The sequence below is a fragment of the Cellulomonas citrea genome (assembly GCF_009829685.1).
GTDB classification, from domain to species: domain Bacteria; phylum Actinomycetota; class Actinomycetes; order Actinomycetales; family Cellulomonadaceae; genus Cellulomonas; species Cellulomonas citrea.
Genome location: NZ_VWSD01000033.1, coordinates 1 through 23,886 on the forward strand (window position 1 = coordinate 1; position 23,886 = coordinate 23,886).

General features: G+C 74.4%; 30 protein-coding genes. 13 read left to right on the forward strand and 17 right to left on the reverse strand.

Features of this window, described 5'->3' with window-relative positions; all coding sequences use genetic code 11:
- From F2B26_RS05740 to F2B26_RS05750, 3 genes are all read right to left on the reverse strand, one after another.
- Positions 1-1,641, reverse strand: a 1,641-nt coding sequence (locus tag F2B26_RS05740; protein WP_159807332.1) for an MFS transporter, incomplete at its 3' end; no start/stop codon positions are given.
- Positions 1,642-1,686: 45 nt separating this feature from the next.
- Positions 1,687-1,983, reverse strand: coding sequence for a hypothetical protein (locus F2B26_RS05745; RefSeq protein WP_159807334.1), 297 nt, complete (start codon positions 1,981-1,983; stop codon positions 1,687-1,689).
- Positions 1,984-2,120: 137 nt separating this feature from the next.
- Entirely contained in the window at positions 2,121-3,206 is a 1,086-nt protein-coding gene (locus F2B26_RS05750; protein ID WP_235929526.1) for a DUF3048 domain-containing protein, read from the reverse strand.
- A gap of 93 nt (positions 3,207-3,299) precedes the next feature.
- On the opposite strand from F2B26_RS05750, the gene menE reads away from it, so the two are divergent.
- Both menE and F2B26_RS05760 read left to right on the forward strand, forming a co-directional pair.
- Positions 3,300-4,451 (forward strand): o-succinylbenzoate--CoA ligase, encoded by a 1,152-nt coding sequence (gene menE, locus F2B26_RS05755; protein ID WP_159807336.1) that lies wholly within the window; start codon positions 3,300-3,302, stop codon positions 4,449-4,451.
- Positions 4,435-5,304 carry a 1,4-dihydroxy-2-naphthoate polyprenyltransferase gene (locus F2B26_RS05760; protein WP_159807338.1) on the forward strand — a complete coding sequence of 290 codons (870 nt, stop codon included), beginning with the start codon at positions 4,435-4,437 and terminating at the stop codon, positions 5,302-5,304. The genes menE and F2B26_RS05760 overlap by 17 nt, the downstream gene beginning before the upstream one ends.
- A 10-nt stretch (positions 5,305-5,314) precedes the next feature.
- Here the strand turns inward: F2B26_RS05760 and F2B26_RS05765 are convergent, their stop codons facing one another.
- Positions 5,315-5,662, reverse strand: coding sequence for a DUF4229 domain-containing protein (locus F2B26_RS05765; protein WP_159807340.1), 348 nt, complete (start codon positions 5,660-5,662; stop codon positions 5,315-5,317).
- A gap of 50 nt (positions 5,663-5,712) precedes the next feature.
- On the opposite strand from F2B26_RS05765, the gene F2B26_RS05770 reads away from it, so the two are divergent.
- Positions 5,713-6,015 (forward strand): PLD nuclease N-terminal domain-containing protein, encoded by a 303-nt coding sequence (locus tag F2B26_RS05770; protein WP_159807342.1) that lies wholly within the window; start codon positions 5,713-5,715, stop codon positions 6,013-6,015.
- A 32-nt stretch (positions 6,016-6,047) separates the two neighbouring features.
- On the opposite strand, the gene F2B26_RS05775 is transcribed toward F2B26_RS05770, so the two are convergent.
- Positions 6,048-7,151, reverse strand: a complete 1,104-nt coding sequence (locus F2B26_RS05775) for a CobW family GTP-binding protein (RefSeq protein WP_159807344.1) — start codon at positions 7,149-7,151, stop codon at positions 6,048-6,050.
- A 103-nt stretch (positions 7,152-7,254) separates the two neighbouring features.
- Between F2B26_RS05775 and rpmB the strand changes: the two genes are divergently transcribed.
- Genes rpmB through rpmF form a run of 6 tightly spaced genes read left to right on the forward strand, consistent with a single transcriptional unit; the run spans position 7,255 to position 8,531 of the window.
- Complete coding sequence (gene rpmB / locus F2B26_RS05780; protein ID WP_159807346.1) at positions 7,255-7,491, forward strand: 50S ribosomal protein L28; 237 nt, start codon at positions 7,255-7,257, stop codon at positions 7,489-7,491.
- Positions 7,491-7,658: a 50S ribosomal protein L33 gene (rpmG, locus tag F2B26_RS05785; RefSeq protein ID WP_159807347.1), complete on the forward strand. Its 168-nt coding sequence runs from the start codon at positions 7,491-7,493 to the stop codon at positions 7,656-7,658. Before rpmB ends, rpmG begins: the two co-directional genes overlap by 1 nt.
- Position 7,659: 1 nt before the next feature.
- On the forward strand, positions 7,660-7,965 hold the full coding sequence (gene rpsN, locus F2B26_RS05790) for a 30S ribosomal protein S14 (RefSeq protein WP_159807348.1): 306 nt from the start codon (positions 7,660-7,662) through the stop codon (positions 7,963-7,965).
- 7 nt (positions 7,966-7,972) lie between these two features.
- Positions 7,973-8,242 (forward strand): type B 50S ribosomal protein L31, encoded by a 270-nt coding sequence (locus F2B26_RS05795; protein WP_159807349.1) that lies wholly within the window; start codon positions 7,973-7,975, stop codon positions 8,240-8,242.
- On the forward strand, positions 8,239-8,361 hold the full coding sequence (gene ykgO, locus F2B26_RS05800) for a type B 50S ribosomal protein L36 (protein WP_159807350.1): 123 nt from the start codon (positions 8,239-8,241) through the stop codon (positions 8,359-8,361). Before F2B26_RS05795 ends, ykgO begins: the two co-directional genes overlap by 4 nt.
- On the forward strand, positions 8,361-8,531 hold the full coding sequence (gene rpmF, locus F2B26_RS05805) for a 50S ribosomal protein L32 (RefSeq protein ID WP_159807351.1): 171 nt from the start codon (positions 8,361-8,363) through the stop codon (positions 8,529-8,531). Before ykgO ends, rpmF begins: the two co-directional genes overlap by 1 nt.
- A 106-nt stretch (positions 8,532-8,637) precedes the next feature.
- Here rpmF and F2B26_RS05810 read toward each other — a convergent pair whose 3' ends face one another.
- From F2B26_RS05810 to F2B26_RS05840, 7 genes are all read right to left on the reverse strand, one after another.
- Positions 8,638-10,794 carry an alpha-galactosidase gene (locus F2B26_RS05810; protein ID WP_159807352.1) on the reverse strand — a complete coding sequence of 719 codons (2,157 nt, stop codon included), beginning with the start codon at positions 10,792-10,794 and terminating at the stop codon, positions 8,638-8,640.
- 128 nt (positions 10,795-10,922) lie between these two features.
- A complete protein-coding gene (gene ccsB, locus F2B26_RS05815) occupies positions 10,923-11,972 on the reverse strand; it encodes a c-type cytochrome biogenesis protein CcsB (protein ID WP_159807353.1) in 1,050 nt (349 codons plus the stop codon).
- On the reverse strand, positions 11,969-13,654 hold the full coding sequence (gene resB / locus F2B26_RS05820) for a cytochrome c biogenesis protein ResB (protein WP_159807354.1): 1,686 nt from the start codon (positions 13,652-13,654) through the stop codon (positions 11,969-11,971). Before resB ends, ccsB begins: the two co-directional genes overlap by 4 nt.
- A complete protein-coding gene (locus tag F2B26_RS05825) occupies positions 13,651-14,466 on the reverse strand; it encodes a cytochrome c biogenesis CcdA family protein (protein ID WP_159807380.1) in 816 nt (271 codons plus the stop codon). Before F2B26_RS05825 ends, resB begins: the two co-directional genes overlap by 4 nt.
- A gap of 47 nt (positions 14,467-14,513) precedes the next feature.
- Positions 14,514-15,143, reverse strand: coding sequence for a TlpA family protein disulfide reductase (locus F2B26_RS05830; RefSeq protein WP_159807356.1), 630 nt, complete (start codon positions 15,141-15,143; stop codon positions 14,514-14,516).
- Positions 15,140-15,796 carry a histidine phosphatase family protein gene (locus tag F2B26_RS05835; RefSeq protein ID WP_159807358.1) on the reverse strand — a complete coding sequence of 219 codons (657 nt, stop codon included), beginning with the start codon at positions 15,794-15,796 and terminating at the stop codon, positions 15,140-15,142. The genes F2B26_RS05830 and F2B26_RS05835 overlap by 4 nt, the downstream gene beginning before the upstream one ends.
- Positions 15,797-15,857: 61 nt before the next feature.
- Positions 15,858-16,400: a MarR family winged helix-turn-helix transcriptional regulator gene (locus F2B26_RS05840; RefSeq protein WP_159807360.1), complete on the reverse strand. Its 543-nt coding sequence runs from the start codon at positions 16,398-16,400 to the stop codon at positions 15,858-15,860.
- Between the two features lie 125 nt (positions 16,401-16,525).
- Between F2B26_RS05840 and F2B26_RS05845 the strand changes: the two genes are divergently transcribed.
- Positions 16,526-17,080, forward strand: coding sequence for a YceI family protein (locus F2B26_RS05845; protein ID WP_159807362.1), 555 nt, complete (start codon positions 16,526-16,528; stop codon positions 17,078-17,080).
- A 131-nt stretch (positions 17,081-17,211) separates the two neighbouring features.
- On the opposite strand, the gene F2B26_RS05850 is transcribed toward F2B26_RS05845, so the two are convergent.
- Positions 17,212-17,484 (reverse strand): glutaredoxin family protein, encoded by a 273-nt coding sequence (locus F2B26_RS05850; RefSeq protein WP_159807364.1) that lies wholly within the window; start codon positions 17,482-17,484, stop codon positions 17,212-17,214.
- 61 nt (positions 17,485-17,545) lie between these two features.
- Between F2B26_RS05850 and F2B26_RS05855 the strand changes: the two genes are divergently transcribed.
- A complete protein-coding gene (locus tag F2B26_RS05855; RefSeq protein ID WP_159807366.1) occupies positions 17,546-18,079 on the forward strand; it encodes a GNAT family N-acetyltransferase in 534 nt (177 codons plus the stop codon).
- Between the two features lie 22 nt (positions 18,080-18,101).
- On the opposite strand, the gene F2B26_RS05860 is transcribed toward F2B26_RS05855, so the two are convergent.
- The 4 genes from F2B26_RS05860 to F2B26_RS05875 form a co-directional block, all read right to left on the reverse strand.
- A complete protein-coding gene (locus tag F2B26_RS05860; RefSeq protein ID WP_003792170.1) occupies positions 18,102-18,200 on the reverse strand; it encodes a 30S ribosomal protein bS22 in 99 nt (32 codons plus the stop codon).
- Between the two features lie 163 nt (positions 18,201-18,363).
- Positions 18,364-18,573: a helix-turn-helix domain-containing protein gene (locus tag F2B26_RS05865; RefSeq protein ID WP_159807368.1), complete on the reverse strand. Its 210-nt coding sequence runs from the start codon at positions 18,571-18,573 to the stop codon at positions 18,364-18,366.
- Between the two features lie 165 nt (positions 18,574-18,738).
- Entirely contained in the window at positions 18,739-20,250 is a 1,512-nt protein-coding gene (locus tag F2B26_RS05870) for an amino acid permease (RefSeq protein ID WP_159807370.1), read from the reverse strand.
- A gap of 153 nt (positions 20,251-20,403) precedes the next feature.
- The gene (locus tag F2B26_RS05875) at positions 20,404-21,624 is read right to left on the reverse strand and encodes an acetoin utilization protein AcuC (RefSeq protein ID WP_159807372.1); all 1,221 of its coding nucleotides are present in this window, start codon (positions 21,622-21,624) and stop codon (positions 20,404-20,406) included.
- Positions 21,625-21,774: 150 nt separating this feature from the next.
- Here F2B26_RS05875 and F2B26_RS05880 point away from each other — a divergent pair, with 150 nt between their 5' ends.
- Together F2B26_RS05880 and F2B26_RS05885 are read left to right on the forward strand one after the other, a co-directional pair.
- Positions 21,775-23,148: a TrkH family potassium uptake protein gene (locus F2B26_RS05880; RefSeq protein ID WP_235929527.1), complete on the forward strand. Its 1,374-nt coding sequence runs from the start codon at positions 21,775-21,777 to the stop codon at positions 23,146-23,148.
- Complete coding sequence (locus tag F2B26_RS05885; protein ID WP_159807376.1) at positions 23,141-23,833, forward strand: potassium channel family protein; 693 nt, start codon at positions 23,141-23,143, stop codon at positions 23,831-23,833. The genes F2B26_RS05880 and F2B26_RS05885 overlap by 8 nt, the downstream gene beginning before the upstream one ends.
- The last annotated feature ends 53 nt before the right edge of the window (positions 23,834-23,886 follow it).

Here is a 23,886-nt window from a genome sequence, read left to right on the forward strand (position 1 = left end):
GGCGTCCGCGGGGTCCGTCGGACGACGCACCGCCACCGCGCGCACCCGCAGCGCCCCGACCAGGCCCAGCACCATGGCCGCCACCGCGCAGCCGATCGCCCAGGACGTGGCCTGCGCGAACCCGTGCTCGAGCACCGCGGTCACCTGCGGCCCGGCAGCGCCGAGCTGACCGCCGGCGCCCTGGGCCCGCAGCCCCACGAGGGCCGACCCGGCCGAGTCACGCACCGCGGCCACGACCCGCTCGGCGGTGCCGGCGTCCATCCCCGGCACGGCCGCGACCTGGCTGACCAGACCCGCACCGAGCCGGGAGGCGAGCACCGTGCCCGCCACGGCGGTGCCCAGCGCCGAGCCGAGCTGACGCACGGTGCTCTGGGTGGCCGACGCCGCACCCGAGGCCGCCGGCGGCACATCGGCCAGCACCGTGGAGGTGAGCTGCGCCGAGGCCAGGCCGAGCCCGACGCCGTAGACCACGAGCACCGCCGCGACGAGCGCCGGAGCCGTCGACGGCCCGATGAGCAGCGCCACCGCACCCGCGCCGAGCACCTCGAGGGTGAGGCCCAGCACGACGACGGCGGGCGGCCCGAGCCGGGCGGACAGGTGCCGGGCGCTGGCCCCGGAGAAGAACGCGCCGATCGCCATCGCCGCGAGCACCCAGCCGGCGCCCATCACCGAGAGCCCGAGCACGTTCATGAGGTAGAGCGGCAGCGCGAAGACCAGGGCGAACTCGCCGGCGGCCACCGTCATCGCGGTGATGTTGCCCCAGCTGAAGGTCGGCACCCGGAACAGCTCGAGGTCCAGGAGCGCGTCGCGCTGCACGCGGGCCCGGTGCCGCTCCCACACGACGAACAGCGCGACGAACGCCGTCCCGAGGCCGAGGGCCACCGGCACGACGGACACGGGGGCGTCCGCCGGCCAGGTCAGCCCGAGCGCGCTGAACGGCCCCTTGGGCGCCCACCAGCCGAGCGAGTTCCCCTCGATGAGGCCGAACACGACGAGACCGAAGCCCAGGCCGCTCGTGAGCAGCCCGTCGACGTCCATCCCGCGCCGCCGCACCCCGCCGCGGCTCTCGTCCACGAGGAGCAGGGCGCCGACGGCGACGAGCACCCCGATCGGGAGGTTGACCCCGAAGATCCAGCGCCAGCCGAAGCTTGAGGTGAGCCAGCCGCCGAGCAGCGGGCCGACGGCGGCAGCCCCCGCCATCACGGCACCCCAGATGCCGAAGGCGACCGCGCGGTCGCGTCCGCGGAAGGTCGCGTTGACCGTCGAGAGGCTGGACGGCAGCACCATCGCACCGCCGAGGCCCTGGACGGCTCGTGCCGCGATGAGCGAGGTGGCGTCCCCGGCCACCCCCGCCAGGGCGCTGCCGGCGACGAAGACCGCGACCCCGAGCACGAACATCGAGCGACGACCCCAGCGGTCCCCGAGGCTGCCGGCGGTGAGCAGGAGCGCGGCGAACACGACCGAGTACAGCGCGTTCACCCACTGCGCATCGGTGAGGTCGAGGTGCAGGTCGGTGATGATCGTCGGCAGCGCGACGCCGACGATCGTGCCGTCGAGCACGATCATGGCCAGCCCGAGCGCGAGCACGACGAGACCGAGCCACTGACGCCGACCTGTGAGGTTTTCTGACACGAGTGTCATATAACCCCCCGGTGCGCCCGGGAGCCAACCCGGCGCACGGTCCTCTCAGGAGGACTTCAGGGTCCAGACCGCCAGGTCGACCGCCGTCGCGGCGAGCGCAGCCAGCCCCACCAGGACTCCGAGCAGCATGCCGAGGGCGCCCAGCGCCACCCCCGCGAGCCGACCGGGCCGGGGCCGCTCGTCGTGCACCCAGGCGGACGTCGCCACCATGTCGCCGTCCTGCGACGTCACCGGCACAGCCGCAGCACGTGCGTCGGGACGCGCCGCGGCGCCCCCGGCGGGAGGCGCGTCGACGACGGGCGCGGAGACGGGCCGGTGCGTGACCTGCGTTGCGGTGCTCATGACCTCAGCGTGCGCGCGAGCGGCGGCGCACCGCATCGCCCCGGCGACGGTCCCCGGACAGGTCCGCACCCCCCGCCCGGCGGACGGCGGGTCAGCCCTGAGACGGACCCGGCAGGTGCAGGGACCGACCCGACCGGTCAGGAGATGGCGACCGCACCGCTGCCGGTCGGCACGAGCTCGACCCAGGTGTTGCCCGGCGCGAGCTTGATGGGGCTGCCGTCGGCGGCCGTGAGCGTCACCGGGTCGAGCTCGGCACCCTTGGTCCAGGTCGCGGTGACCGTCTTGCCTCCCGTGGCCACGAGCGCCTCGCCGGTGCCGTCGAGCAGGGTCTCCGGGATCGGGTTGCCGGCCGGGTCGACGCCGTCCGTGTTCTGCACCTTGACGCGCAGCACCACGACGTTCGTCGCCGCGATCCGGACGCCGGAGCGGGACGTGGACGCCGTGGAGCCCTCCGAACGCAGCCACGTCGAGGAGGCCGCATCCCACGCCCACTGCGGGTGCGAGACGCCGGACATCGTGATGGCGAGGTTGGCCGCCGGTGTCCCGGAGGCGACGGCGCTCGACTGGGCGGCGGTCAGGGCGTGCACGAACTGCTCCGGCGGGCTCGCCTGGTGGGTCGGATCGGCCGCCGCCCACCAGGTGGCCGGCGTCCCGTACACGTTGTGCGGTGCGGCCGCCACACCCTTCTTGCGGTAGAAGCCGGGAGCTCCCTTGTCCTGGCTGAAGATCTGCAGACCCGCCTGGCTGAGCATGTCGACGTAGTCCGGCTGACCGCCGGAGAATGCGATGAGGCCCTTGAGCGGGCCGACGATCTTGGGGTCCATCGGCCGCACCGAACGGATCGGGCCGACCTCCTCGGGGACCTGGCTGTGGAACACGGCGACGAACCGGGTGATGCCGCCCTCGACGACCTCCTCCCAGACCATGTCGGTCTGGTCCAGGCCGGTCTGCGGACGGGCAGGTGCCGAGTTCTCGATCTTCACGGCCAGCGCGGGGCGCTGGGCGGCGCCCCCGCTCGCGGCCACGCCGGTGAGCGGCCACGTGGCCGGCAGCGTCGGCGTCGGCACCGGGGACTTCGAGGCGGCGATGTTCGCCTGGGAGGTCTGCACGGACGTCGAGCCCGAGGAGCCGCAGCCCGCCAGCGCCACGACGCCCAGCACGGCGGCGGCCGCGACGACAGGGCGCAGGCGGGAAGGACGGGAAGCACTGGCTCGCTGGACCACGAGAACTCCTCAGAACGGGACGCCGGACACTGTACGGGCCGGGCACTGCCGGCCGCGGGCAGCCGCCCGGCGTTGCGCACCTAGGCTGGTCCGGTGCCCCGACCGTTGTGCGCCGTACCGCAGCGCGACCTGCTCGCCGCGCTCACCGGCGCCCTCGCCGGTACCGGGCCGGCCGTCCGGATCGGCACCGGCCCCGCGCCGACCTCGGTCCCCGACCAGGTCGCGGTCGTCGTGGCCACCTCCGGCTCGACCGGCGAACCACGGCAGGTCGCGTTGGGTCGCGACGCGCTCACCGCCTCGGCGGAGGCCACCGCGCAGCGCCTCTCCGGCCCCGGCCGCTGGCTGCTCGCGCTGCCGACCGACCATGTGGCCGGTCTGCAGGTGCTGGTCCGCTCGGTGCTGGCCGGCACCCGTCCCGTGGCGACGGAACCGGGGCCGTTCCGCCCCGACGCGTTCGTCGCCGCGACCGCCGAGCTCACCGGGGAGGGCGCCCGCTACACCTCGCTGGTCCCCACCCAGGTCGTCCGGCTGCTCGCCGACCCGGCCGCGACGCGCGCGCTGGCCCGCTTCGACGCGGTGCTCGTCGGCGGCGCGGCCCTCGCTGCCGACCTGCACGAGCGCGCACTGGCGGCCGGCGTCCGGGTGGTCACCACCTACGGCGCCACCGAGACCTGCGGCGGCGCGGTCTACGACGGGGTGCCGCTGCCCGGTGTGCAGGTCGCGCTCGACCCGGACGGCCGGGTCCGGCTGTGCGGACCGGTGCTCGCGGAGGGATACCTCGACCGACCCGACCTGGACGCGCAGACGTTCACCGAGGCCGACGGCCGCCGCTGGTTCGTCACCTCCGACCTGGGCCGGCTGGACGGCGACGGCCGGCTGCAGGTGCTCGGCCGGGCCGACGACGTGCTCCTCACCGGCGGGGTCAACGTGGCCCCCGCCGCCGTCGAGGACGTGCTCGCGGGGCTGCCCGGGGTCCAGGAGGTCTGCGTCGTCGGGGTGCCGGACGCCCAGTGGGGGCAGGCCGTCACGGCCGTCGTCGTCCCGGCGCCCGGCCGCCCGCCGGAGCTGGGCCAGCTGCGGGTCGCGGCCACGCAGGCGCTCGGCGCCCCCTGGGCACCACGCCATCTCGTCCTGGTCGACGCGCTGCCGCTGCGCGGACCGGGCAAACCCGACCGCCAGGCCGCGACCAGGCTGGCCCGCGACCTGATCGACCCGACGGAGGTGGCCCATGGCCGACACGCGTGAATGGCTGGCGGCCGCCCGCCCCCGCACCCTGCCCGCCGCGGCCGCACCGGTGGCGGTCGGCACGGGGGCGGCCGCCCAGCTCGGGTCCCTCGACGTGGGGCGGGCGGCTCTCGCCCTCGGGGTCGCCCTGGCGCTGCAGGTCGGGGTCAACTACGCGAACGACTACTCCGACGGCGTGCGCGGCACCGACCTGGACCGGGTGGGGCCGATGCGGCTGACCGCCTCCGGCGCGGCGGCACCGACCCGGGTGCGCGCCGCGGCTTCGCGTGCGTTCGCCGTCGCCGCGGTGCTGGGGCTGGTGCTCGTCGCGCTGTCCGGCGCGTGGTGGCTGCTGGCCGTGGGTGCGCTCGCCGTCGTGGCGGCCTGGACGTACACCGGCGGCCGGCACCCGTACGGCTACGCCGGGCTCGGCGAGGTCGGCGTGTTCGTGTTCTTCGGCCTGGTCGCCGTGCTCGGGACGACGTTCACCCAGGCAGGCACGGTGTCCTGGCCCTCGGTCGCCGGTGCGGTCGCGGTGGGGCTGCTGGCGTGCGCCCTGCTCATGGCCAACAACCTGCGGGACGTGCCGACCGACGCGCTCGTCGGCAAGCGCACGCTCGCGGTGCGGCTCGGCGAACGGCGCGCGCGCTGGCTCTATGCCGGGTTCGTGGTGATCCCGGTGCTGCTCGGCGCCGCGTGCGCGTTCGCGGCTCCGTGGTCGCTGCTCGTCGTGCTGTGCCTGGGACCGGCGGTGGCGCTGGCCGTCGTCGTGCTGCTCGGCGCCCGGGGTGCGGCACTCATCAAGGTGCTCGGCTTCACCGGTCAGCTGGAGCTGGTGTTCGGCGTGCTGCTGGGGGTCGGGCTGGCGCTGTAGCGCGGCGGGGTCAGCCGCCGTCGGCTGTCGGCAGGGCCTCGTCGTCACCCGACGGTGCAGTGCCGTCAGCGGCGGCCGCTCGCGCTGCCTCGTCCGCGGCGTCCTCGGCGTCGGCGTCCTCGCGGGCGCGACCGGTGAGCTCGGTGCGTCCCTGCCGGGCGCGGCGGGCCTCGGCGCGCTCGGCGACCTGCAGCGCGGCGGCGTCGCGCGGGCCGGCGAGCAGCACGTACGACAGCCCCCAGGCGACGAACGCCGCGAGCAGCGGGGACAGCCACGGGTTCATCCCGGCCCACAGCAGGGCGACCAGCGCCACCACGAACAGCCCGAGCCGCAGCACGGAGTAGCGGATCACGGCCATGCCGCAAGCCTACGGGGGCCCCGTTCGACAAGGACGCCTACCCTGGGGCGATGCTGCGCAACCTTGCCGTCCTGCTCGCGATCGGGCTCGTCGTGTACGCCGCCTTCGACGCCGCACGCAGCTCCGACGAGGAGCGGCACGGCGTGCCCGCCGCGCTGTGGGTCGTGCTCATCCTCGTGTTCCCCGTGGTCGGCGCCGTCATCTGGCTGCTGACCTCGCGCGCGGTCGTGAGCACGCAGGGCCGTCGGGGTCCGACCGCCCCCGACGACGACCCGGACTTCCTGCGCAGCCTCGACGACCGCCCGCGCCCCCCGCACGGCGGGCCGGGCGAGGGCGGCACCCCCGGCGCCTGACGGACGCGGCACGCCAGACGCCCGCCCGCCGCTCAGTACTCCGCGCCCCGCTCCCCCAGCCACGGCGCCAGCACGTCCTCCCGACCCAGCCACGGTGCCAGGCCGTCGGCCAGCTCGTCCTGGGTGAGCAGCGCATCGGTGAACGCGGCCCGGACCCGGGCGTCCTCGTCACCGACCCCGGTGACGAGCAGCTCGGTGCGCGGGGCGTCCAGGCCCCACGGCCCGAGGTCGCCGATCGAGACCTGACCGCCCGACCCCTCCCAGCCGCACAGCGAGTCGGGCCGGGTGGGCACCCAGAAGACCCCGCGTGAGCGGACACGGCCGCCGCCGAGCCGCTCGATGTGCTCCAGGACGCGGTCCGGGTGGAACGGCCGGTGGGTGCGCAGCGCGATCGTCCAGACCCCGTGCCGGCTGCGCCGACGGGCCGACGGCACCCGTCGCGGGTCGGTGCGCCGCTCGGCGCGCACGACGTCGTGCACCGAGCCGAAGAGCAGCTCGCCGCCGCCGACGTCACCTTCCTGGGACCGGGTGCCGTCGCCGGCGCGGACGTGGTCGAGCAGGTCGGAGGCGACGGGGTGGTCCACCGGCCGTGAGCTCACCTGGACGACGTCGGCGTGCGCGAGCTGGGCGGCCATGGCCTCGCCGACGCTGCGGCGGTCCTCGTCCCCGAAGCCCAGACCGCGTTCGTCGAGCAGGTCGTCGCCGAGCAGGTCGTCGACGAGGCTCTCCAGGTCGACCGAGGTGACGACCGAGCTCACCCGCAGCCGTTCGAGCAGGTCGCCGCGCTCGGTCCGGGCGGCCAGAGCCCGGGTGACGGGCAGCGAGTCGGCGGTGACCGGCAGTGCGAGCAGGACGGCGTCCCAGCGGCCGTCGGCGGCGAGCCGGGCGAGCGTCGGCACGGCGTCCTCGCGGATCGCGCACGAGACGCAGCTGTGCTCGAGCGGCACGACGACGTCGTCGACCACGCCGCCCGCGTCCATCACGAGCCGGTGCAGCCCGTCGGCGTCCTCGCCCAGGTCGTGCCGCAGGACGACGGTGCGGGGGTGGTCCAGCAGCGTGCTCATGATCGCGGCGTCCCGACGCACCGGGTCGACGGTGGCCAGCACGGCCAGGGGGGTGGGCGAGCTCTCGGGCATGACGGGCCTTCCGGGGACGAGTCACGGCCTCGTGGGCCGATTGGTGCGAACGATTCTCATTATCTATGATGGCACGACCTCGTCGCCTCCACGAAAGCCCGCCATGTCCCGCAGATGTCAGGTGCTCGGCACCGAACCCGCCTTCGGCCGCTCGGTCTCGCACTCCCACGTGCGCAGCCACCGCCGGTTCGACCCCAACGTGCAGCACAAGCGGTACTGGGTGCCCTCGCTGCGCCGGTACGTGCGCCTCACCGTGAGCGCCCGCGGCATCAAGACCATCGACCGGCTCGGCATCGAGGCCGTCGTCGCCCAGATCCAGGCCCGCGGGGAGAAGCTCTGATGGCCCGCGCCCAGGAGCTGCGCCCCGTCATCAAGCTGCGCTCCACCGCCGGCACCGGCGTCACCTACGTGACCCGCAAGAACCGGCGCAACGACCCCGACCGGCTCGTGCTGCGCAAGTACGACCCCGTCATCCGCCGCCACGTCGACTTCAAGGAGGAGCGCTGAGATGGCCAAGGCCAGCAAGATCGCCAAGAACGAGCAGCGCCGGGCGCTCGTCGCCCGGTACGCCACACGGCGCGCCGAGCTCAAGGCCGCGAGCGTGAGCCCCCTGCTCACCCCGCGTGAACGCGCCGAGGCGATGGCCGCGCTGCACGCCCTGCCGCGGGACGCGAGCCCCACCCGGGTGCGCAACCGCGACGTCGTGGACGGACGCCCGCGCGGGCACCTGCGCACCTTCGGGCTGTCCCGCATCCGGATGCGGCAGATGGCGCTGCGCGGCGAGCTGCCCGGCGTCACCACGTCGAGCTGGTGAGGCGGCCATGAAGAAGGGCATCCACCCCGACTACCACCCGGTCGTGTTCCGCGACACGTCGAGCGACTTCGCGTTCCTCACCCGGTCCACCGCCACGTCCACCCGCACCATCGAGTGGTCGGACGGGCGCACCTACCCCGTCATCGACATCGAGGTGTCCAGCGCCTCGCACCCGTTCTGGACCGGGCGGGCCACCGTGCTCGACACCGCCGGACGCGTCGAGAAGTTCCGCCGCCGCTACGGCGCCGCCCCGACCACCCCGCAGGAGCCCCGATGAAGGTCCGCGCGTCCCTCGCCTCGCTCAAGAAGAAGCCCGGCTCGATCGTCGTGCGCCGCCGCGGCAAGGTCTTCGTCATCAACAAGAAGAACCCGCGCTGGAAGGGACGGCAGGGCTGATGGCCGTCCCCAAGCGCCGGATGTCCCGGTCCCGGACCCGTTCGCGCCGCGCGCAGTGGAAGGCCGAGGCACCCGTGCTCGTCCCGCTCGTCGTCGGCGGGCAGCGGGTGCTCGTCCCGCCTCGCCTGGTGCGCGCGGTGCAGCGCGGTCTGGTCGACCCGCGGGACTGAGCCCGAGCCGCCCCGGGACGAGGGGTCGTCACCCGGGGTCGAGGGGTGCGGGGTCGGTCGGGTGCTCGGGTGCCCCGGACCGGCCCCGCACCAGGGGGCGGACACGTCAGCCCTCGACGGCGCGCACCCGCAGCAGCACGAGCATGTCCGGGTCGAGCAGCGGTGCGGCCAGTCCGACGGTGCCGAGCACGCGCCCCGGCAGCTCGACGCCGTCCCGCACCCACCCCGGCAGCACCTGGCCGACCGGGACGGCCGGGGGCAGCACCTGCACCTCGTAGCGGCGGTCCGGGTCGAGACCGGGCAGCGTCACGCGCCCCGGCGGCCAGGTGAGCGTGTGCTCGACGGCCGCCAGGCGGTACACCGCCTCGCTGCGGTCGGGCGCGACCACACCCTCGAGCCACAGCGCGGGGTTCGTCGGGTCGGCGTGCACCACGTCACCGCTGTGCAGCAGCGGACGCAGCTCCTTGTGCAGCCGCACCCAGCCGGCGAGCGCCGCGAGCTGCTCCGCCGAGGTGGCCGACAGGTCCCACTCGATGCCCAGGTGGCCCCACAGCGCGGTCCCGGCCCGGTACGTGAGGTCGAGCACCCGGCCGGTGCTGTGGTCCTTGTCGGCGCCGATGTGGGTGCCGAGCATCTCCGGCGGCAGCAGCAGCGACGTCCAGCGCTGCAGCCGCTGCCGCTCGTGCGCGTCGATGCAGTCCGAGACCCACACCCGGTCGCAGCGGTCCATCACACCCAGGTCGACCCGGGCACCGCCGGCCGCGCACGACTCGATCTCCAGCCCCGGGAACCGGCCCTTGAGCTCGTCCATGAGCCGGTAGGCCGCGAGCGTCTGGGCGTGCACCCCGGGGGTCCGGTCCGGGCCGTGCCCGGCGTCGAGCAGCGGCCGGTTGTGGTCCCACTTGAGGTAGTCGACCCCGGTGCCGGCGATCACCGCGACCATGCGGTCCCGGACGTGGGCGTAGGCGTCCGGGTGGCCCAGGTCGAGCACGTGCTGCTGACGCGAGGGCAGCCCGGGGCCGTGCGACGTGCCGAGCACCCAGTCCGGGTGCGCGCGGGCCACGTCGGAGTCGAGGTTGACCATCTCCGGCTCGAACCACAGCCCGAACTGCATGCCGAGGGCGTGCACCCGGTCGGCCAGCGGGGCCAGCCCCTGCGGCCAGACGTCGGGGTCGACCTCCCAGTCCCCCAGCCCGGCGCGGTCGTGACGACGGCCGCGGAACCAGCCGTCGTCCAGCACGAACCGTTCGACGCCGAGCGCCGCCGCCTTGTCCGCGAGGTCGAGCAGATGCGGCAGGTCGTGGTCGAAGTAGACCGCCTCCCACGTGTTGAGCAGCACGGGGCGGGGCGTGCGCGGGTGCGTCGGACGCGCCCGCCAGGTGCGGTGGATGCGCGCGGCGAGCGCGTCGAGCCCCTCCCCCCAGGAGCCGACCAGCCACGGCGAGGTGTACTGCTCACCGCTCGCCAGCCGCACCTCGCCGGGCAGCAGCAGCTCACCGCCGCGCAGCAGCCGCCAGCCCGACGGCAGCTGCTCGGCGGCCACCGCACCGTTGCCGGACCACGCCAGGTGCACCCCCCAGACGCGACCGGCACGGAACCCGAACGAGGGCCGGCCGGCACACAGCACCGTCGCGCTGTCGTGCCCGGGGCGCCCGCCCCAGGACTCGCGCACCCAGGTGCCCTGGTCGAACGGACGCCGCTGCGGGCTGCGCTCGTGCGAGTAGCGGCCGGTGAGGTCGAGCAGCTCGCCGGCCTCGGCGGGCACCGGCAGAGCCGGTTCGAGCGCCCGGACCTCGTAGCCGTCGGCACCGTCGTTCCGCACGGCCGCGCGCAGCCGCACGAGGCCCGAGGGGTGCAGCTCGAGCTCGGTGGTGACCGTGAGGGCGTCCGGCCCGTCGGTGCCCACGCTGCGTAGCCGCACCGCACCCGACGCACCGTCCGGCCAGGCGGCGGTGCCGGCCTCGTCCAGCTCGTGCTCGACGTGGTCGAAGGCGACCGACCAGGCCTGCCCCGCGCGGCTGCCGAGCAGCCCGGGCCGTCCGAGCCACCCGCTGGACTGCTGCGGCAGCACCGAGACGACCGGGGCCGCGGTGGCCACCGAGTCCCCGACGGGCACCGCCAGCGCGGTGAGCATCCCGGTGACGTCGCCCTCGCCGAGGTCGGGACCCCAGTGCAGGACGGCCGGCAGCACGTCGTCGTCGAGCCGGAGCACGAGGCTGGTACCGCCCCGTCGCAGGTGCAGCAGGCGGGCGGTGGCGTCCATGCGGTCATTCTCACCGACGCGCCTGGGTGCGCTGCGCACCCGCCCGGCCGCGCTTCCCGACGCGCCCAGGTGCCCGCAGGTCACCCGTCGGCGCGGGCGGCCTACCGGGGGCCGGAGAAGCGGCCGGTCTACCCGAGGCCGGAGTAGGAGTGCTTGCCGGTGACGACGAGGTTGATCACGGTGAAGTTGGCGAGCACGACGGCGTAGCCGACCCACACGATGAAGGCCGCGCGCCGTCCGCTCCAGCCCCGCGTGGTGCGGGCGTGCAGGTAGGCGGCGTACACCACCCAGGCGATGAAGGTACCGACCTCCTTGGGGTCCCAGCCCCAGTACCGGCCCCAGGCGTGCTCGGCCCAGATCGCCCCGCCGATGAGGGTGAAGGTCCACAGCACGAAGCCCACCGAGAGCAGCCGGAAGGTGAGCGACTCCAGCGCGCGGGCCGTCGGGACCTGGTCGAGCCAGGCGAAGCGCGGCCCGGTGACCTTCCAGCCGGCCAGGGCCCGACGCACCGGGTCGGCCGCACCCCAGGAGCGGTCCAGGTGCGAGCGGCCGGCCTCGCGGCCCTCGCGCAGCACCTGGAGCACCGAGGAGGCGAAGCCCACGGTGAACACCCCGGTGGCGATGATGGCGACGCCCACGTGCAGCACGAGCCAGTAGCTCTGCAGTGCGGGCTGCACGGCCTCGGCCTGCACGTAGAACACGAGCAGCGCGAGGGCCAGGGCGAGCACCGAGATGCCGGTGACGACGACGGCGACGAACGGCAGCGCACGCCGGCGCTGCACGACGGTGAGCACACCCATCGCGACGAGCACGCCGACGAGGGTGAACTCGTACATGTTGGCGGTCGGCCAGCGCCCCGCCGCGATGCCGCGCGCCACGACACCGGCGAGCAGCAGCAGCACGCCGAGCGTGCCGGTGGACCGGCCGATGCCTTCCGCCCGGGCCGAGCGCAGCGGCGACGGCGGGGTCGCGGCGGCGCGGTCGCCCCCACCGGACCCGGCGCGGGTGCCGACGGCGGCGCCCACGGCGACGGGCTCGGCCACGGGTGCGGCGGACGCCCGGCGCGTGGTGGACCGTTCGGCGATCCTGGCCAGGTCGGTGGTCCAGGCCAGCAGCGCGATCGTGAACGCCGTCGTCGCGAACCACACGAGCAGCGTCGACAGGTCGGCTGCGCTCATCCTCGGGCCTCCTGGGCACTCACCTCGTCGGACGTCCCGGCGGGCGGGTCGTCGTCGGGAGCAGGTGCGCGGCCCAGCGTGGCTGCCAGCACCCGGTCCAGCTCGTCGTCCAGGCCGAGGTCGTCACCGCGGGCCAGACCCGCAGCGGTCACCACTGTAGGACCTTGGTCCTGGTCTGTCGTCGACTGCGCCCGGATCCAGATCCGTCGACGCGGGGCGAACAGCGACGCCGCCAGCCCCGCGAGCGCCGTGAGGGCGAACGCCAGCACCCAGCCGGTGGCCGGGTCGTCCCGCAGGTCCAGCGCGACGTACCGGGGCAGGGCCTTGAAGGTCACCTGGCCCAGACCGTCCGGCAGCTGCACCGTGTCGCCGGGGTGCAGCAGGATCGTCACCGGTCGGCCGTCGTCCGTACGCGACTGGGTGAGCTTCGCGGTGTCCAGCGTGTAGACGTTCTGCGGCACCCCGGTGTCCAGCCCCAGGTCACCGGACCAGACCGTGAGCACGAGCAACGGGTCCTTCGGCTGCGGGTCGACCGAGCGCCACCCGGCGCCCATCTGCACCGCGGTCGGCAGCAGGTAGCCGGTGAGCCCGATCTGCCGCTGCCCGCCGGACACGTCCGGCACCTTGACGACCCCGCGCGAGGTGTAGACGGAGTCCTGCGGGAGGAACGGCACCGGCCCGGAGAACGCGACCTGACCAGCGGCGTCGGTCACCTGCAGGTCCGGGGCGTACCCGTTGCCCTGCAGGTAGACGAGCGCACCGCCGGCCGTCAGGGGGTGGTTCACCTTGATGGTGGCCGGCTGCGGCGCCCCTCCCGGCTCGGTGAGCGTGACGTGCGCGGTGAAGTCGCGCGCCGCCAGCGTCGTCGGGTCGAACGCCGAGTCGAAGGAGTCCAGCGCGAGGGTGAACGGCACGAGCGAGGACGGGTCGAACGCCGAGCCGCTCTCGAACGTGTCGTACTGGGACTGGGCGTTGGCGAACCCGTGCCCGGCCACCACGAGCACCTGCCCGCGGTAGTGCAGCAGCTGCCCGGTGGCCACCGCCACGAGCAGCCCGACGAGCGCCAGGTGGAACACCAGGTTGCCGGTCTCGCGCAGGTAGCCACGCTCGGCCGAGACCGACCAGGTGCCCGCCCCCTCGTCGTGCACGTCGACCCGGTACGAGCGCACCAGCGGCACCCGGTACGGCGCCCGCAGCACGGCGGCGGCCCGTTCCACGACGGCCCTCGGCTCGTCGTCGCTGCGCCCGGCCCCCTGCGCGGGGAACCGGCCGAACCGCGCGGGCGTGCGGGGCGGGCGTCCGCGCAGCGCCCCGGCGTGCAGCCGCACCCGCGGCACGATGCAGCCGACCAGCGAGACGAACAGCAGCAGGTAGATCGCCGAGAACCAGACCGAGGTGTAGACGGAGAAGAACCCCAGCCGGTCCAGCCAGGGACCGAGCGTGGTGTGCGCGGCGAGGAAGGCGGTGACCTTCTCCGGGCTCTGCGCGCGCTGCGGCACCATCGTGCCCGGCACGGCCGCCACGGCCAGCAGCATGAGCAGCAGCAGCGCGACCCGCATGCTGGTGAGCTGCCGCCAGGCCCAGCGCGCCCAGCCGACCAGCCCGATGGCCGGCACCGTCGGTTCGGCCGGACCGTCGGTGAACGCGTCGTCGAGCCCCTCGGGGCGCCGGGTGACGTTCACAGCGCCGGCACGAACGTGAGCAGGGACTGCAGGCGTGCGGCGAGCTCGCCCCACACCCCCGCGACCATCGCGATCCCGAGCAGCACGAGCAGCCCACCACCGGCCCGCTGCACGCCGAGCCGGTGCTGGCGCAGCCAGTGCATGACCCGCTGCGACCGGGACAGGCCGAGTGCGAGGGCCACGAACGGCAGACCGAGGCCGAGGCAGAACACCGCCGCGAGCAGCCCACCGCGTGCGGCGGACCCGTCGGAGAGCGCAAGGGTGAGGATGGCAGCCAGCGTCGGGCCGATGCAGGGCGTCCAGCCCAGCCCGAACGTGATGCCCAGCAGCGGCGCCCCCCACAGCCCGGCCCGCGGGGCCAGGTGCAGCCGACGTTCGGCGGACAGCGCGGGCACCAGCCCGACGAAGGCGAGCCCGAGCAGCACGACGAGCACGCCGAGCACCCGCGTGATCGGGTCCTGCCAGCGCGCGACCGTCACACCGAGCCCCCCGGCGAGCACCCCGAGCACGACGAACACCGAGGAGAACCCGGCGACGAACAGCCCGACCCCGAGCAGCAGCCGGCGCCGGTCGGCCACCTCACCGGTCGTGGACCGGGGTGCGGCCACCCCGACGGCGACCGGCAGCGCGGCCACCCCGGAGGTCCTGGCGGGGGCCGTGGCCTCGGCACGGGCGCCGACCCCCTCGGGGCGAGCGCCGCTCCCCACGGTGCCCGCGCCCATCCCCCCGAGGTAGCCCAGGTACCCGGGCACGAGCGGCAGCACGCACGGCGAGGCGAACGAGACCAGCCCGGCGAGCAGCGCCACCGGCATCGCGAGCAGCAGCGAGCCGGAGGCGACGGTCTGGGCCACCGAGGCGATCACGGCGTGGGCCCGGGCGCCGGTTCGGCGAGCACGTCCTCGACGAGCGCGCGCAACGTCGTCGCGTCCGCCGCCCCGAGGATCCGCGCGTAGACCCGGCCCTCGCGGTCGAGCACGACGGTCGTGGGTGTGGCGTTGACCGGCACCACGCCCTGCAGCGCCGCGACGGCACTGCTCGTGGTGTCCTGGATCGAGGGGTACGGCACGGAGAACGACCGCGCGAAGGCCTGCGCGGTCCCCGCGTCGTCGACGGTGTTGATGCCGAGCACGTGCACGCCACGGTCGGCGTCGTCCCTGGCCAGCGCGGCGAGGTCGGCCGCCTCGGCGCGGCACGGCGGGCAGCCCGCGTACCAGGTGTTGAGCACGACGACGTCGCCCCGCCAGGCCGCGGTGTCCTGGTCCGCACCGTCGTAGTCGGTGCCGCTCACCTCGACCGGACCGGTGCGACGGCCGACGGGCCAGGTGGTGGTGGTCCCGTCGACGGAGGTGTAGCCCTGCTCGGCGGCACCGCTCGTGCTGGTGCCTGACGGCGTGGCCCCCACCCCGCAGCCGGTGAGCAGCCCGACGGCGAGCACGAGGACGGCGGCCCGCCGCACCCGCGCGCCGGCCGAGACCCTGGTGACCCTCATGCGCCGGGCACCGTCGTGGCCCCCGCGAGCAGGGCGGCCGCCGGTTCGCGGTACCCGACCCCGACGAGCGTGTCCCCCTCGAACCGCAACGAGGTGAGCGAGGCCAGCGAGCACTGACGGCGGCGCGGGTCGTGCCACAGCCGCCGCCCCTCGGCCGCCAGGCGGGTCACCCAGATCGGCAGCTGGTGGCTCACGACGACGGCCTCGTGCCCGCGGGCCTGCCGCCGGGCGTCGTCGACCGCGGCGCGCATCCGCGCCACCTGCTCGACGTACGGCTCACCCCAGGACGGCTGCCACGGGTTGCGCAGGGACCACCAGTGCCGCGGGTTGAGCAGCGAGCCGGATCCGGACCCGAACCGCAGCCCCTCGAAGTGGTTCGCCGCCTCGATGACGCGTTCGTCGGTGCCCACCGTGAGGCCGAACGCCTCGGCGATCGGCGCGGCGGTCTGCTGCGCGCGGCGCAGCGGTGAGGCGATGACGGCGACGACGTCCGCACGCGGCCCGGCCGTCTCGCCGGCCAGGTCGGCCGCGACCATCTCGGCCATCACCAGCCCGCGTTCGCTCAGCGGGTAGCCGGGCAGCCGCCCGTACAGCACACCCGCAGGGTTGTGGACCTCGCCGTGGCGCAGGAGGTGGACCGTCGTGGCGACCATGCCCCCATCCTCGCAAACGGCGTGGGTCTTTCGTCACCGGAGCCGACGACGGCGGCCCGGCTCAGGCCTCGCGCGCGCTCAGGTGGTCGTAGACGGCGGTCATCGCCTCGCCGAGCGCGGCGAGCTGGGCGTCGGTGAGGACGTCCACCAGGTGGGCACGCACGGCCCGCACATGCCCGGGCGCGGCTCCCTCGATGGCGCGCCAGCCGTGGTCGGTCATCGTGCACAGCACACCGCGCGCATCGGAGGCGCACCGGCTGCGGGCCACCAGCCCGGACCGCTCCATGCGCCCGACGGCGTGCGAGAGCCGGCTGCGCGAGTGCGCGAGCCCGGCGGCGAGCTCGCTCATCCGCAACGTGCGCCCGGGCGCCTCGGAGAGCCGCACGAGCACCTCGTACTCGGCGAGGGACAGCCCGGACTCGTCGCCGAGCTGGCGGTCGAGCACGTCGTTGAGCATCTGGGTGGCCACCAGGAAGGCACGCCAGTGGCGCTGCTGGTCGACGTCCAGCCAGCGCACGTCGTCGGCCGCGGGCGCGACGGGCTCCCCGGTCACCTGGTCGGCCAGCGGGTCGGACGACTCGTCGGTCACCGGTGCGGTCGTCATGCTGGTCTCCTCGTCCTGGGCGCGGCTGGTGGCCGGCGCCCTATCTCATTGCCTCTTGCGCTCGTGAGTCCAGTGTAGTAGAAATGTCAACGATCTAGTTGAAGCGACAACTACAGGAGACTGCGATGAGCACCATCACCGACCTGCTGCCCGGCCTGACCGCTGGCACCTGGACCATCGACCCCTCGCACACCGAGGCGAGCTTCACCGTGCGCCACGCCGGCATCTCCAAGGTCCGCGGCACCGTCGCGGTCACCGAGGGCGCCCTGTCCATCGGCGAGGACCTCGCCGCCTCGTCCGTCACCGCCGTGCTGGACGCCACCAAGGTCACCACCGGCGACGCCAACCGCGACGGCCACCTGCAGTCCGGCGACTTCTTCGACGTCGAGAACTTCCCGACCTGGACCTTCACCTCCACCTCGGTGAGCGGCACCGGTGCCAGCTTCGTCGCCGTCGGCGACCTCACCATCCACGGCGTGACCCAGTCGGTCGAGCTCGAGGTCACCTACAACGGCTCGGCGGTCGACCCGTTCGGCAACACCCGCGCCGGGTTCGAGGCCACCACCACGATCTCCCGCAAGGAGTTCGGCCTCACCTGGAACGCGGCCCTCGAGGCCGGCGGCGTCCTCGTGGCCGACAAGGTCAAGATCGAGCTCGACGTCTCGGCCATCAAGGCCTGACACCCGCAGCCGACCGAAGGGCCCCGTCGTACGACGGGGCCCTTCGCCATGTCCGGAGCAGACCGGCGCTCGCGCCGGGACGCTGCGGCCCACACCGGCGCGCCGCGACCCCGCGCCGGCGTGCCTCTGACTCACGCCGGGGCGGCGCCCCCACGGGCCAGCGCACGCCGCAGCCGCTCCGGGTCGATCCGCCAGTGCCCGACCTGCGCCCCGTCCACCAGCACGACGGGTACCAGGTCCCCGAGCTCGTCGGCCGGCACGTGGCCGTCGGCGTCCGGGGTGTCGACGTCCAGCTCACGCCAGGCGACACCCTCCTGCTCGCACACGGCGCGCACCACGTCCCGCGCATCGCCGCACAGGTGGCAGTCCACCCGGTTGTAGAGGGTCACCCGAGGCTCGTCCACGGTCCCCACCGTAGGTGACCGCGCCCGACGAACCCAGCCCGCCACCTAGACTCCCGGGGCCATGAGCGTCGTGCTGCGCACCGCCGGACCCGCCGATGCCGAGCCGCTCGCCGAGCTCGCCGCGATCACGTTCCCGCTCGCCTGCCCGCCGACCACGACGTCGGCCGACCAGCAGGCGTTCCTGGTCGCGCACCTGAGCGCCGCACGGTTCGCCCAGCACCTGGCCGACCCGGCCCGCACGGTGCTCGTCGGCGAGGACGAGGGCCGGCTGCTCGGGTACGTGATGACCGTCGACGGCGACCCGGCCGACCCGCACGTCGCGGCGAGCGTGCACCTGCGGCCCACCGTCGAGCTGTCCAAGTGCTACGCCCACCCGGACGCGCACGGCACGGGGCTGGCCGCCCGGCTGGTCGCCGCGGCGCTGGAGCAGGCCGCACGACGTGGGGCGGCCGGGATGTGGCTCGGGGTCAACGTGCACAACGAAAGAGCCCGCCGGTTCTACACCAAGGCGGGCTTCGAGGTGGTCGGCACCAAGCAGTTCCAGGTCGGCAGCCGGACCGAGGACGACGTCGTCATGGAGCGCGCCATCAGCTGACGGCGCGCCCCACGAGCGACGGCTACTTCTTGTTGCGACGCTGGTGACGCGTCTTGCGCAGCAGCTTGCGGTGCTTCTTCTTTGCCATCCGCTTGCGGCGCTTCTTGATGACGGAGCCCATGGGACCTCACTAATGGACGGGGCGACCCGAGGGTCGCACGGGGTGGATCGTCGCGAGCAGCGGCGTCACGCCCACGCCCGGCACAGTCCGACGGGCGATTCTACGCGATGGAACCCTGGGGCGACGACCCGGGCACCGTTCGGGGCACCCGCACAGGCCCAGGTCACGACGTGAGGCGGTCGCCCTCGACCGTGGTCGCCGAGCGCAGGTAGGTGGTGAGCGCGTCGGCCGGCACCCGGAACGACTTGCCGACCCGGATCCCCGGCAGCTCCCCGGCGTGCAGCAACCGGTACACGGTCATCTTGGACACGCGCATCACCGCGGCGACCTCGGCGACCGTGAGGTACTGCTGGCGGGGTCCCTGCTCGCTCATCTGCCTGCTCCGGATCGGCCCGGCGCGCACCGGGATCGCACGACCCCGCGTACGACGAGGCGTGAGATGTCACGGTAGTGGCGCGTGGGACTCATGGGAAAGATGTGGCACCCGTCCAGGTGCCTGCCGGCCCGGGTGAATCCCTGGGTGGGCGCCCCGCCGGCGCTACGGGTGGGCCAGCGGGTCGTCGACCAGCTCCACCCGCTCACCGCGGCCGAGCCGGCTGTGCCGGTAGGAGTACGTCGCGTACACCACGGCACCGAGCACCAGCCAGACCGCGAACCGCAGCCAGGTGAGCGTCGTGAGGTTGAGCATGAGCCACAGGCACGCGACACCGGACAGGATCGGCAGCACCGGCGACCACGGCACCCGGAACCCACGGCGCAGGTCGGGGCGGCTGCGGCGCAGCAGCGGCACCCCGAAGCTGACCAGCACGAACGCCGACAGCGTGCCGATGTTGATCATCTCCTCCAGCAGGTGCACCGCCGACAGGCCCGCGATGAGCGCGACGAGCACCCCGGCGCCCACCTGCAGCCGCACCGGCGTGCCGAACCGCGGCGAGGTGCGCGACAGCCCGCGCGGCAGCAGACCGTCGCGGCTCATCGCGAACACCACCCGGGTGAGCCCCAGCAGCAGCACCATGAGCACGCTCGTGAGCCCCAGCAGGATGCCGACCGAGATCACCTTCCCGGCCCACGTCGCGCCCACCAGGATGAAGGCCGTCGTCAACGACGGGTCGTCGCTGGCCGCGAGCGCGGTGTACGGCACCATCCCGGTGACCACGACCGTGACCAGCACGTAGAGCACGGTCACCACGGCCAGCCCGCCGAGCATGCCGCGCGGCACGGTGCGCTGCGGGTCCTTCGTCTCCTCGGCGGTGGTGGCCACCACGTCGAACCCGATGAACGCGAAGAACACGAGCGCCGCACCGGACAGGATGCCGACCACGCCGTACGTCGACGGGGCCACCCCGAGCAACCAGCTGAACAGCGACTGGTGCAGGGCCGAGCCGGTGGGGCTCGGCTGCGACGGCGGCACGAACGGCGCGTAGTTCTCGGCCTTGACGTAGAAGAAGCCGGCCACGATGACGAACACCGTGATCGCCACCTTGAGCACGGTGAAGACGCTGTTCACCCGGCTGGACAGCCGGGTCCCGATGGCCAGCAGCGTGGTGAACACCCCGACGACGAGCACCGCCGGCCAGGCGACCTCGACCGAGCCCACGTGCACGGTCGCGGGCACGTGCACCCCGAACAGCTCGAAGGCGTCGGACAGGTACACGCCCCAGAACTTGGCGATCACCGCCGCGGCCAGCAGCATCTCCAGGATGAGGTCCCAGCCGATGATCCACGCGACGGCCTCGCCCATGGTGGCGTAGGAGAACGTGTAGGCCGACCCGGCGATCGGCAGCGTCGAGGCGAACTCGGCGTAGCACATGATCGCCAGCCCGCAGACGACCGCGGCGATGACGAACGAGACGATGACCGCGGGGCCGGCGTAGTGCGCGGCAGCCGTCGCCCCCACCGAGAAGATGCCAGCGCCGATCGCCACCGCGACGCCCATGACGGCCAGGTCCCACGCGGTGAGGGTGCGCCGCAGCTGGCGGTCCGGGTCGTTCGCGCCGGCGAGCGCCCCCTCGACGGACGGGCGTCGGAAGATGCTCCTGCTGGCACTCATGGCAGCTCCTTGGTCTCGACGCCGACGGCGAGCGGACATCCTGGCACCGCGCGGTCCTGCCGGGTCCGGGACGTCCGCCCCGCGGAAGCCCGGGCGTCAGGGCCCGGCACCGCACCGGCCCGGCGGCACGGCACGCCAGGCGGCCCCCGCGCCTCAGTCCAGGTCCGCGTCCAGCCCCATCGCCGGGAAGGCCGCCGCCCGGGTCGCGCGGACCGCGCGGTCCAGGTCGTCGGCCGGGTCGTAGCCCGCCGACCAGGGCCGGTAGGCGCCGTCGTGCCCGTCGGTCATGAGGTGCTGCGGGTCCCGCCCGTAGCGCGTGCGCACCAGGTCCACCCAGTCGGACGGCAGCAGCGTGGTCGGCTCCACCGGCCGGTGCGCCGCCACACCGACGAGGTGCGTCCAGACCCGCGGCACCACGTCCCACACCGCGTACCCGCCGCCGCCGAGGGCGAGCCAGCGGCCACCGGCCAGCTCGTGGGCGAGCTCGTGCAGCCGCACCGCCGCCACCCGCTGGGCGTCCACCGAGACCCGCAACGAGGTGAGCGGGTCGAGCTGGTGGGCGTCGGCCCCGTGCTGGGTGACCAGGACCTCGGGGGCGAACTCGCGCAGCACGGCCGGCACGACGGCGTCGAACGCGCGCAACCAGCCCGCATCACTCGTGCGGCTGGGCAGCGCGACGTTGACCGCGGTGCCCTCGGCGTGCGGCCCGCCGACCTCCCGCGCGTACCCGGTGCCGGGGAAGAGCGCATGGCCGGTCTCGTGCAGCGACACGGTGAGCACCCGGGGGTCGTCCCAGAACACCGCCTGCACACCGTCGCCGTGGTGGGCGTCGACGTCGACGTAGGCGACGCGCCGGGCGCCGTCGTCGAGCAGCGCCCTGATGGCCACCGCGGCGTCGTTGTAGACGCAGAACCCGGCGGCGGCGCCCGGCATCGCGTGGTGCAGCCCGCCGGCCACGTTGACCGCGTGCACCGCCGCACCCCGCCACACCGCGAGCGCACCGTCCACCGAGGCGCCCACCACGGTCGCCGCGGCCTCGTGCATGCCGGCGAACACCGGGTCGTCCCGGGTGCCCAGCCCGCGGTGCTCGTCGGGGGTGCCGTGCTCCGAGGCCGCGCGCACCGCTGCGACGTAGGCCCGCTCGTGCACGCGTTCGAGCAGCGCGTCATCCGCCGCGTCGGTCTCGACCACCTCGACGTCGTCACCGTCCAGCAGCCCCAGCCCGCGGGCGAGCCGGACGGTGAGGTCGAGCCGGTCGGAGCTCATCGGGTGCCCGACCCCGAAGTCGTAGCCGAGCATGGCCGGCGACCAGGCGAGACGGAGCACCGGCGGGTGCGGTTCGCGGCCCGCTGGCACCGACTCCGGCGTCGTCATGGGCCCACGGTCGCACCGCCGCGGCGCCGGTGTCGATCCGGCGTACCAGCCAACCCGTGCACGCACAGGTGGACGCGGCCCCTCGAAGGCATGCCACAGTGGTGCCGCTCGGCGGACGCCGGGCACCTGGGACCGGGTGCGGGAGGCGATGTGGCGGGGCGTGCGAGCCTGGCCGAGCGGTGGCGCGACTACGTCGACCGCTCCGCACGCCAGTCCCCCGCCCGGCTCGCACTCGGGGTGTTCACCCTGGTCATCGCCACCTTCACGGTGCTGCTCGCGGCGCCGTGGGCGACCACCTCGGGGCGTCCCGCCCCCCTGGTCGACGCGTTCTTCACCGCGACCTCGGCCACCACCGTCACCGGGCTCGTCGTGGTCCCCACGGGCACCTACTGGTCCACCTGGGGGCTCGTCGTCATCCTCGTGGCGATCAAGGTCGGCGGGCTCGGCGTCATGACGCTGGCCTCGGTGCTCAGCCTCGCGGTCTCCCGACGGGTCGGGCTCACCCAGCGGCTGCTGGTGAGCTCGGAGACCCACTTCACCCGGCTCGGCGAGGTCGGCTCGCTCATCCGCACCGTCATCCTCACCTCGACCTCGCTCGAGGTGGGCATCGCGCTGCTGCTGCTGCCACGGTTCCGGCTCGAGGGCCAGGACTGGGGCGCGGCGGCCTGGCACGCGATGTTCTACGCGGTCTCGGCGTTCAACAACGCCGGTTTCGTGCCGACCGCCGAGGGGCTGGCGCCCTACGCCTCGGACTGGTGGGTGCTGCTGCCGATCATCGTCGGGGTGTTCATCGGGTCGCTCGGCTTCCCGGTGATCCTCGACGTCGGCCGTCGGCTGCGCCGCCCGCGCCGGTGGTCGCTGCACTCCAAGCTGACGGTCACCACGAGCCTCGTGCTGCTGGGCGTCGGCTCGGTGCTGGTCGCGGCCTTCGAGTGGACCAACCCGGGCACGTTCGCCCCGCTGTCGCCCAACGGGACCGCACTGGCCTCGCTGTTCGCCGGCGTGATGCCGAGGTCGGGCGGGTTCTCGACGGTCGACATCGGCCAGATGCACGAGGGCACCTGGCTGGTGATGGACGCGCTCATGTTCGTCGGCGGTGGGTCGGCCTCGACCGCGGGCGGCATCAAGGTGACCACCCTGGCCGTCATGATGCTGGCCATCGTCGCCGAGGCGCGCGGCGACCCGGACGTCGAGGCGTTCGGCCGCCGGGTGCCCCGCGGTGCGCTGCAGGTCGCCATCGCGGTGGTGTTCGTCTCGGCGACGCTCGTCCTGGCCGCCAGCCTGCTGCTGCTCGCGCTCACCGGGCTGCGACTCGACGTCGTGCTGTTCGAGGTGATCTCGGCGTTCGCCACCTGCGGGCTGTCCACCGGGGTCACCGCCACCCTGCCCACCGCGGCCAAGCTCGTGCTGGCCGTGCTCATGTTCATCGGCCGGACGGGCACGATGACCTTGGCTGCCGCGCTCGCGCTGCGCAACCGTCGTCGCGTCATCCGGTACCCCGAGGAGAGGCCGATCATTGGCTGAGGCACACACCCCCCGTCCGGGCGCCAAGGCGCCGGCCCGCGAGCGCGGGATCCTCGTCATCGGGCTGGGCCGGTTCGGCTCGGCCATCGCCAGCACCCTGGCCGGACTCGGCCAGGAGGTGCTCGCGGTCGAGCGCGACCCCGAGCTGGTCGCCCAGTGGTCGGGCCGGGTGGCGCTGGTCGAGGCCGACGCGACCAACCCCGAGGCGCTCGAGCAGCTCGGGGCGCGCGACTACCCGGTCGCCGTCGTGGGCGTCGGGTCGCATCTGGAGGCCAGCGTGCTCATCACGGCCAACCTGGTCGACCTGGGGATCCCGCAGATCTGGGCGAAGGCGGTGAGCCAGGAGCACGCCCGCATCCTCGACCGGATCGGCGCGCACCACGTGGTGCGGCCCGAGTCGGAGGCCGGCGAACGCGTGGCGCACCTCGTGTCCGGCAAGCTCATCGACTACATCCAGGTCGAGGACGGTTTCACGATCGTCAAGATGCGCCCGCCGCGCGAGCTCGAGGGCTTCACGCTCGCTCAGGCGCATGTCCGCTCCAAGTACGGGGTGACTGTCATCGGTGTGAAGAGCCCGGGGCTGGACTTCCGGTACGCGGCGCCCGACACCCGCATCTCGGTCTCGGACACGATCATCGTGGCCGGGCACCCCGACCTGCTCGACCGGTTCTCCCGGCGCCCCTGAGCGCTGGCAGCGCCCCGCCGGACGCCGGGCGCCTGCGGCCGCGCGCGGGGCGC

Bases quoted from the DNA above. Each gene is read 5' to 3' on its own strand.
- F2B26_RS05745 (WP_159807334.1), bottom strand. From the start codon at position 1,983: ATGAGCACCGCAACGCAGGTCACGCACCGGCCCGTCTCCGCGCCCGTC.
- F2B26_RS05760 (WP_159807338.1), top strand. From the start codon at position 4,435: ATGGCCGACACGCGTGAATGGCTGGCGGCCGCCCGCCCCCGCACCCTG.
- F2B26_RS05765 (WP_159807340.1), bottom strand. From the start codon at position 5,662: ATGGCCGTGATCCGCTACTCCGTGCTGCGGCTCGGGCTGTTCGTGGTG.
- F2B26_RS05770 (WP_159807342.1), top strand. From the start codon at position 5,713: ATGCTGCGCAACCTTGCCGTCCTGCTCGCGATCGGGCTCGTCGTGTAC.
- F2B26_RS05775 (WP_159807344.1), bottom strand. From the start codon at position 7,151: ATGCCCGAGAGCTCGCCCACCCCCCTGGCCGTGCTGGCCACCGTCGAC.
- rpmB (WP_159807346.1), top strand. From the start codon at position 7,255: ATGTCCCGCAGATGTCAGGTGCTCGGCACCGAACCCGCCTTCGGCCGC.
- rpmG (WP_159807347.1), top strand. From the start codon at position 7,491: ATGGCCCGCGCCCAGGAGCTGCGCCCCGTCATCAAGCTGCGCTCCACC.
- rpsN (WP_159807348.1), top strand. From the start codon at position 7,660: ATGGCCAAGGCCAGCAAGATCGCCAAGAACGAGCAGCGCCGGGCGCTC.
- F2B26_RS05795 (WP_159807349.1), top strand. From the start codon at position 7,973: ATGAAGAAGGGCATCCACCCCGACTACCACCCGGTCGTGTTCCGCGAC.
- ykgO (WP_159807350.1), top strand. From the start codon at position 8,239: ATGAAGGTCCGCGCGTCCCTCGCCTCGCTCAAGAAGAAGCCCGGCTCG.
- rpmF (WP_159807351.1), top strand. From the start codon at position 8,361: ATGGCCGTCCCCAAGCGCCGGATGTCCCGGTCCCGGACCCGTTCGCGC.
- F2B26_RS05810 (WP_159807352.1), bottom strand. From the start codon at position 10,794: ATGGACGCCACCGCCCGCCTGCTGCACCTGCGACGGGGCGGTACCAGC.
- ccsB (WP_159807353.1), bottom strand. From the start codon at position 11,972: ATGAGCGCAGCCGACCTGTCGACGCTGCTCGTGTGGTTCGCGACGACG.
- F2B26_RS05825 (WP_159807380.1), bottom strand. From the start codon at position 14,466: ATGCCGGTGGCGCTGCTCGCCGGGCTGGTCTCGTTCGCCTCGCCGTGC.
- F2B26_RS05830 (WP_159807356.1), bottom strand. From the start codon at position 15,143: ATGAGGGTCACCAGGGTCTCGGCCGGCGCGCGGGTGCGGCGGGCCGCC.
- F2B26_RS05835 (WP_159807358.1), bottom strand. From the start codon at position 15,796: ATGGTCGCCACGACGGTCCACCTCCTGCGCCACGGCGAGGTCCACAAC.
- F2B26_RS05840 (WP_159807360.1), bottom strand. From the start codon at position 16,400: ATGACGACCGCACCGGTGACCGACGAGTCGTCCGACCCGCTGGCCGAC.
- F2B26_RS05845 (WP_159807362.1), top strand. From the start codon at position 16,526: ATGAGCACCATCACCGACCTGCTGCCCGGCCTGACCGCTGGCACCTGG.
- F2B26_RS05855 (WP_159807366.1), top strand. From the start codon at position 17,546: ATGAGCGTCGTGCTGCGCACCGCCGGACCCGCCGATGCCGAGCCGCTC.
- F2B26_RS05860 (WP_003792170.1), bottom strand. From the start codon at position 18,200: ATGGGCTCCGTCATCAAGAAGCGCCGCAAGCGGATGGCAAAGAAGAAG.
- F2B26_RS05865 (WP_159807368.1), bottom strand. From the start codon at position 18,573: ATGAGCGAGCAGGGACCCCGCCAGCAGTACCTCACGGTCGCCGAGGTC.
- F2B26_RS05870 (WP_159807370.1), bottom strand. From the start codon at position 20,250: ATGAGTGCCAGCAGGAGCATCTTCCGACGCCCGTCCGTCGAGGGGGCG.
- F2B26_RS05875 (WP_159807372.1), bottom strand. From the start codon at position 21,624: ATGACGACGCCGGAGTCGGTGCCAGCGGGCCGCGAACCGCACCCGCCG.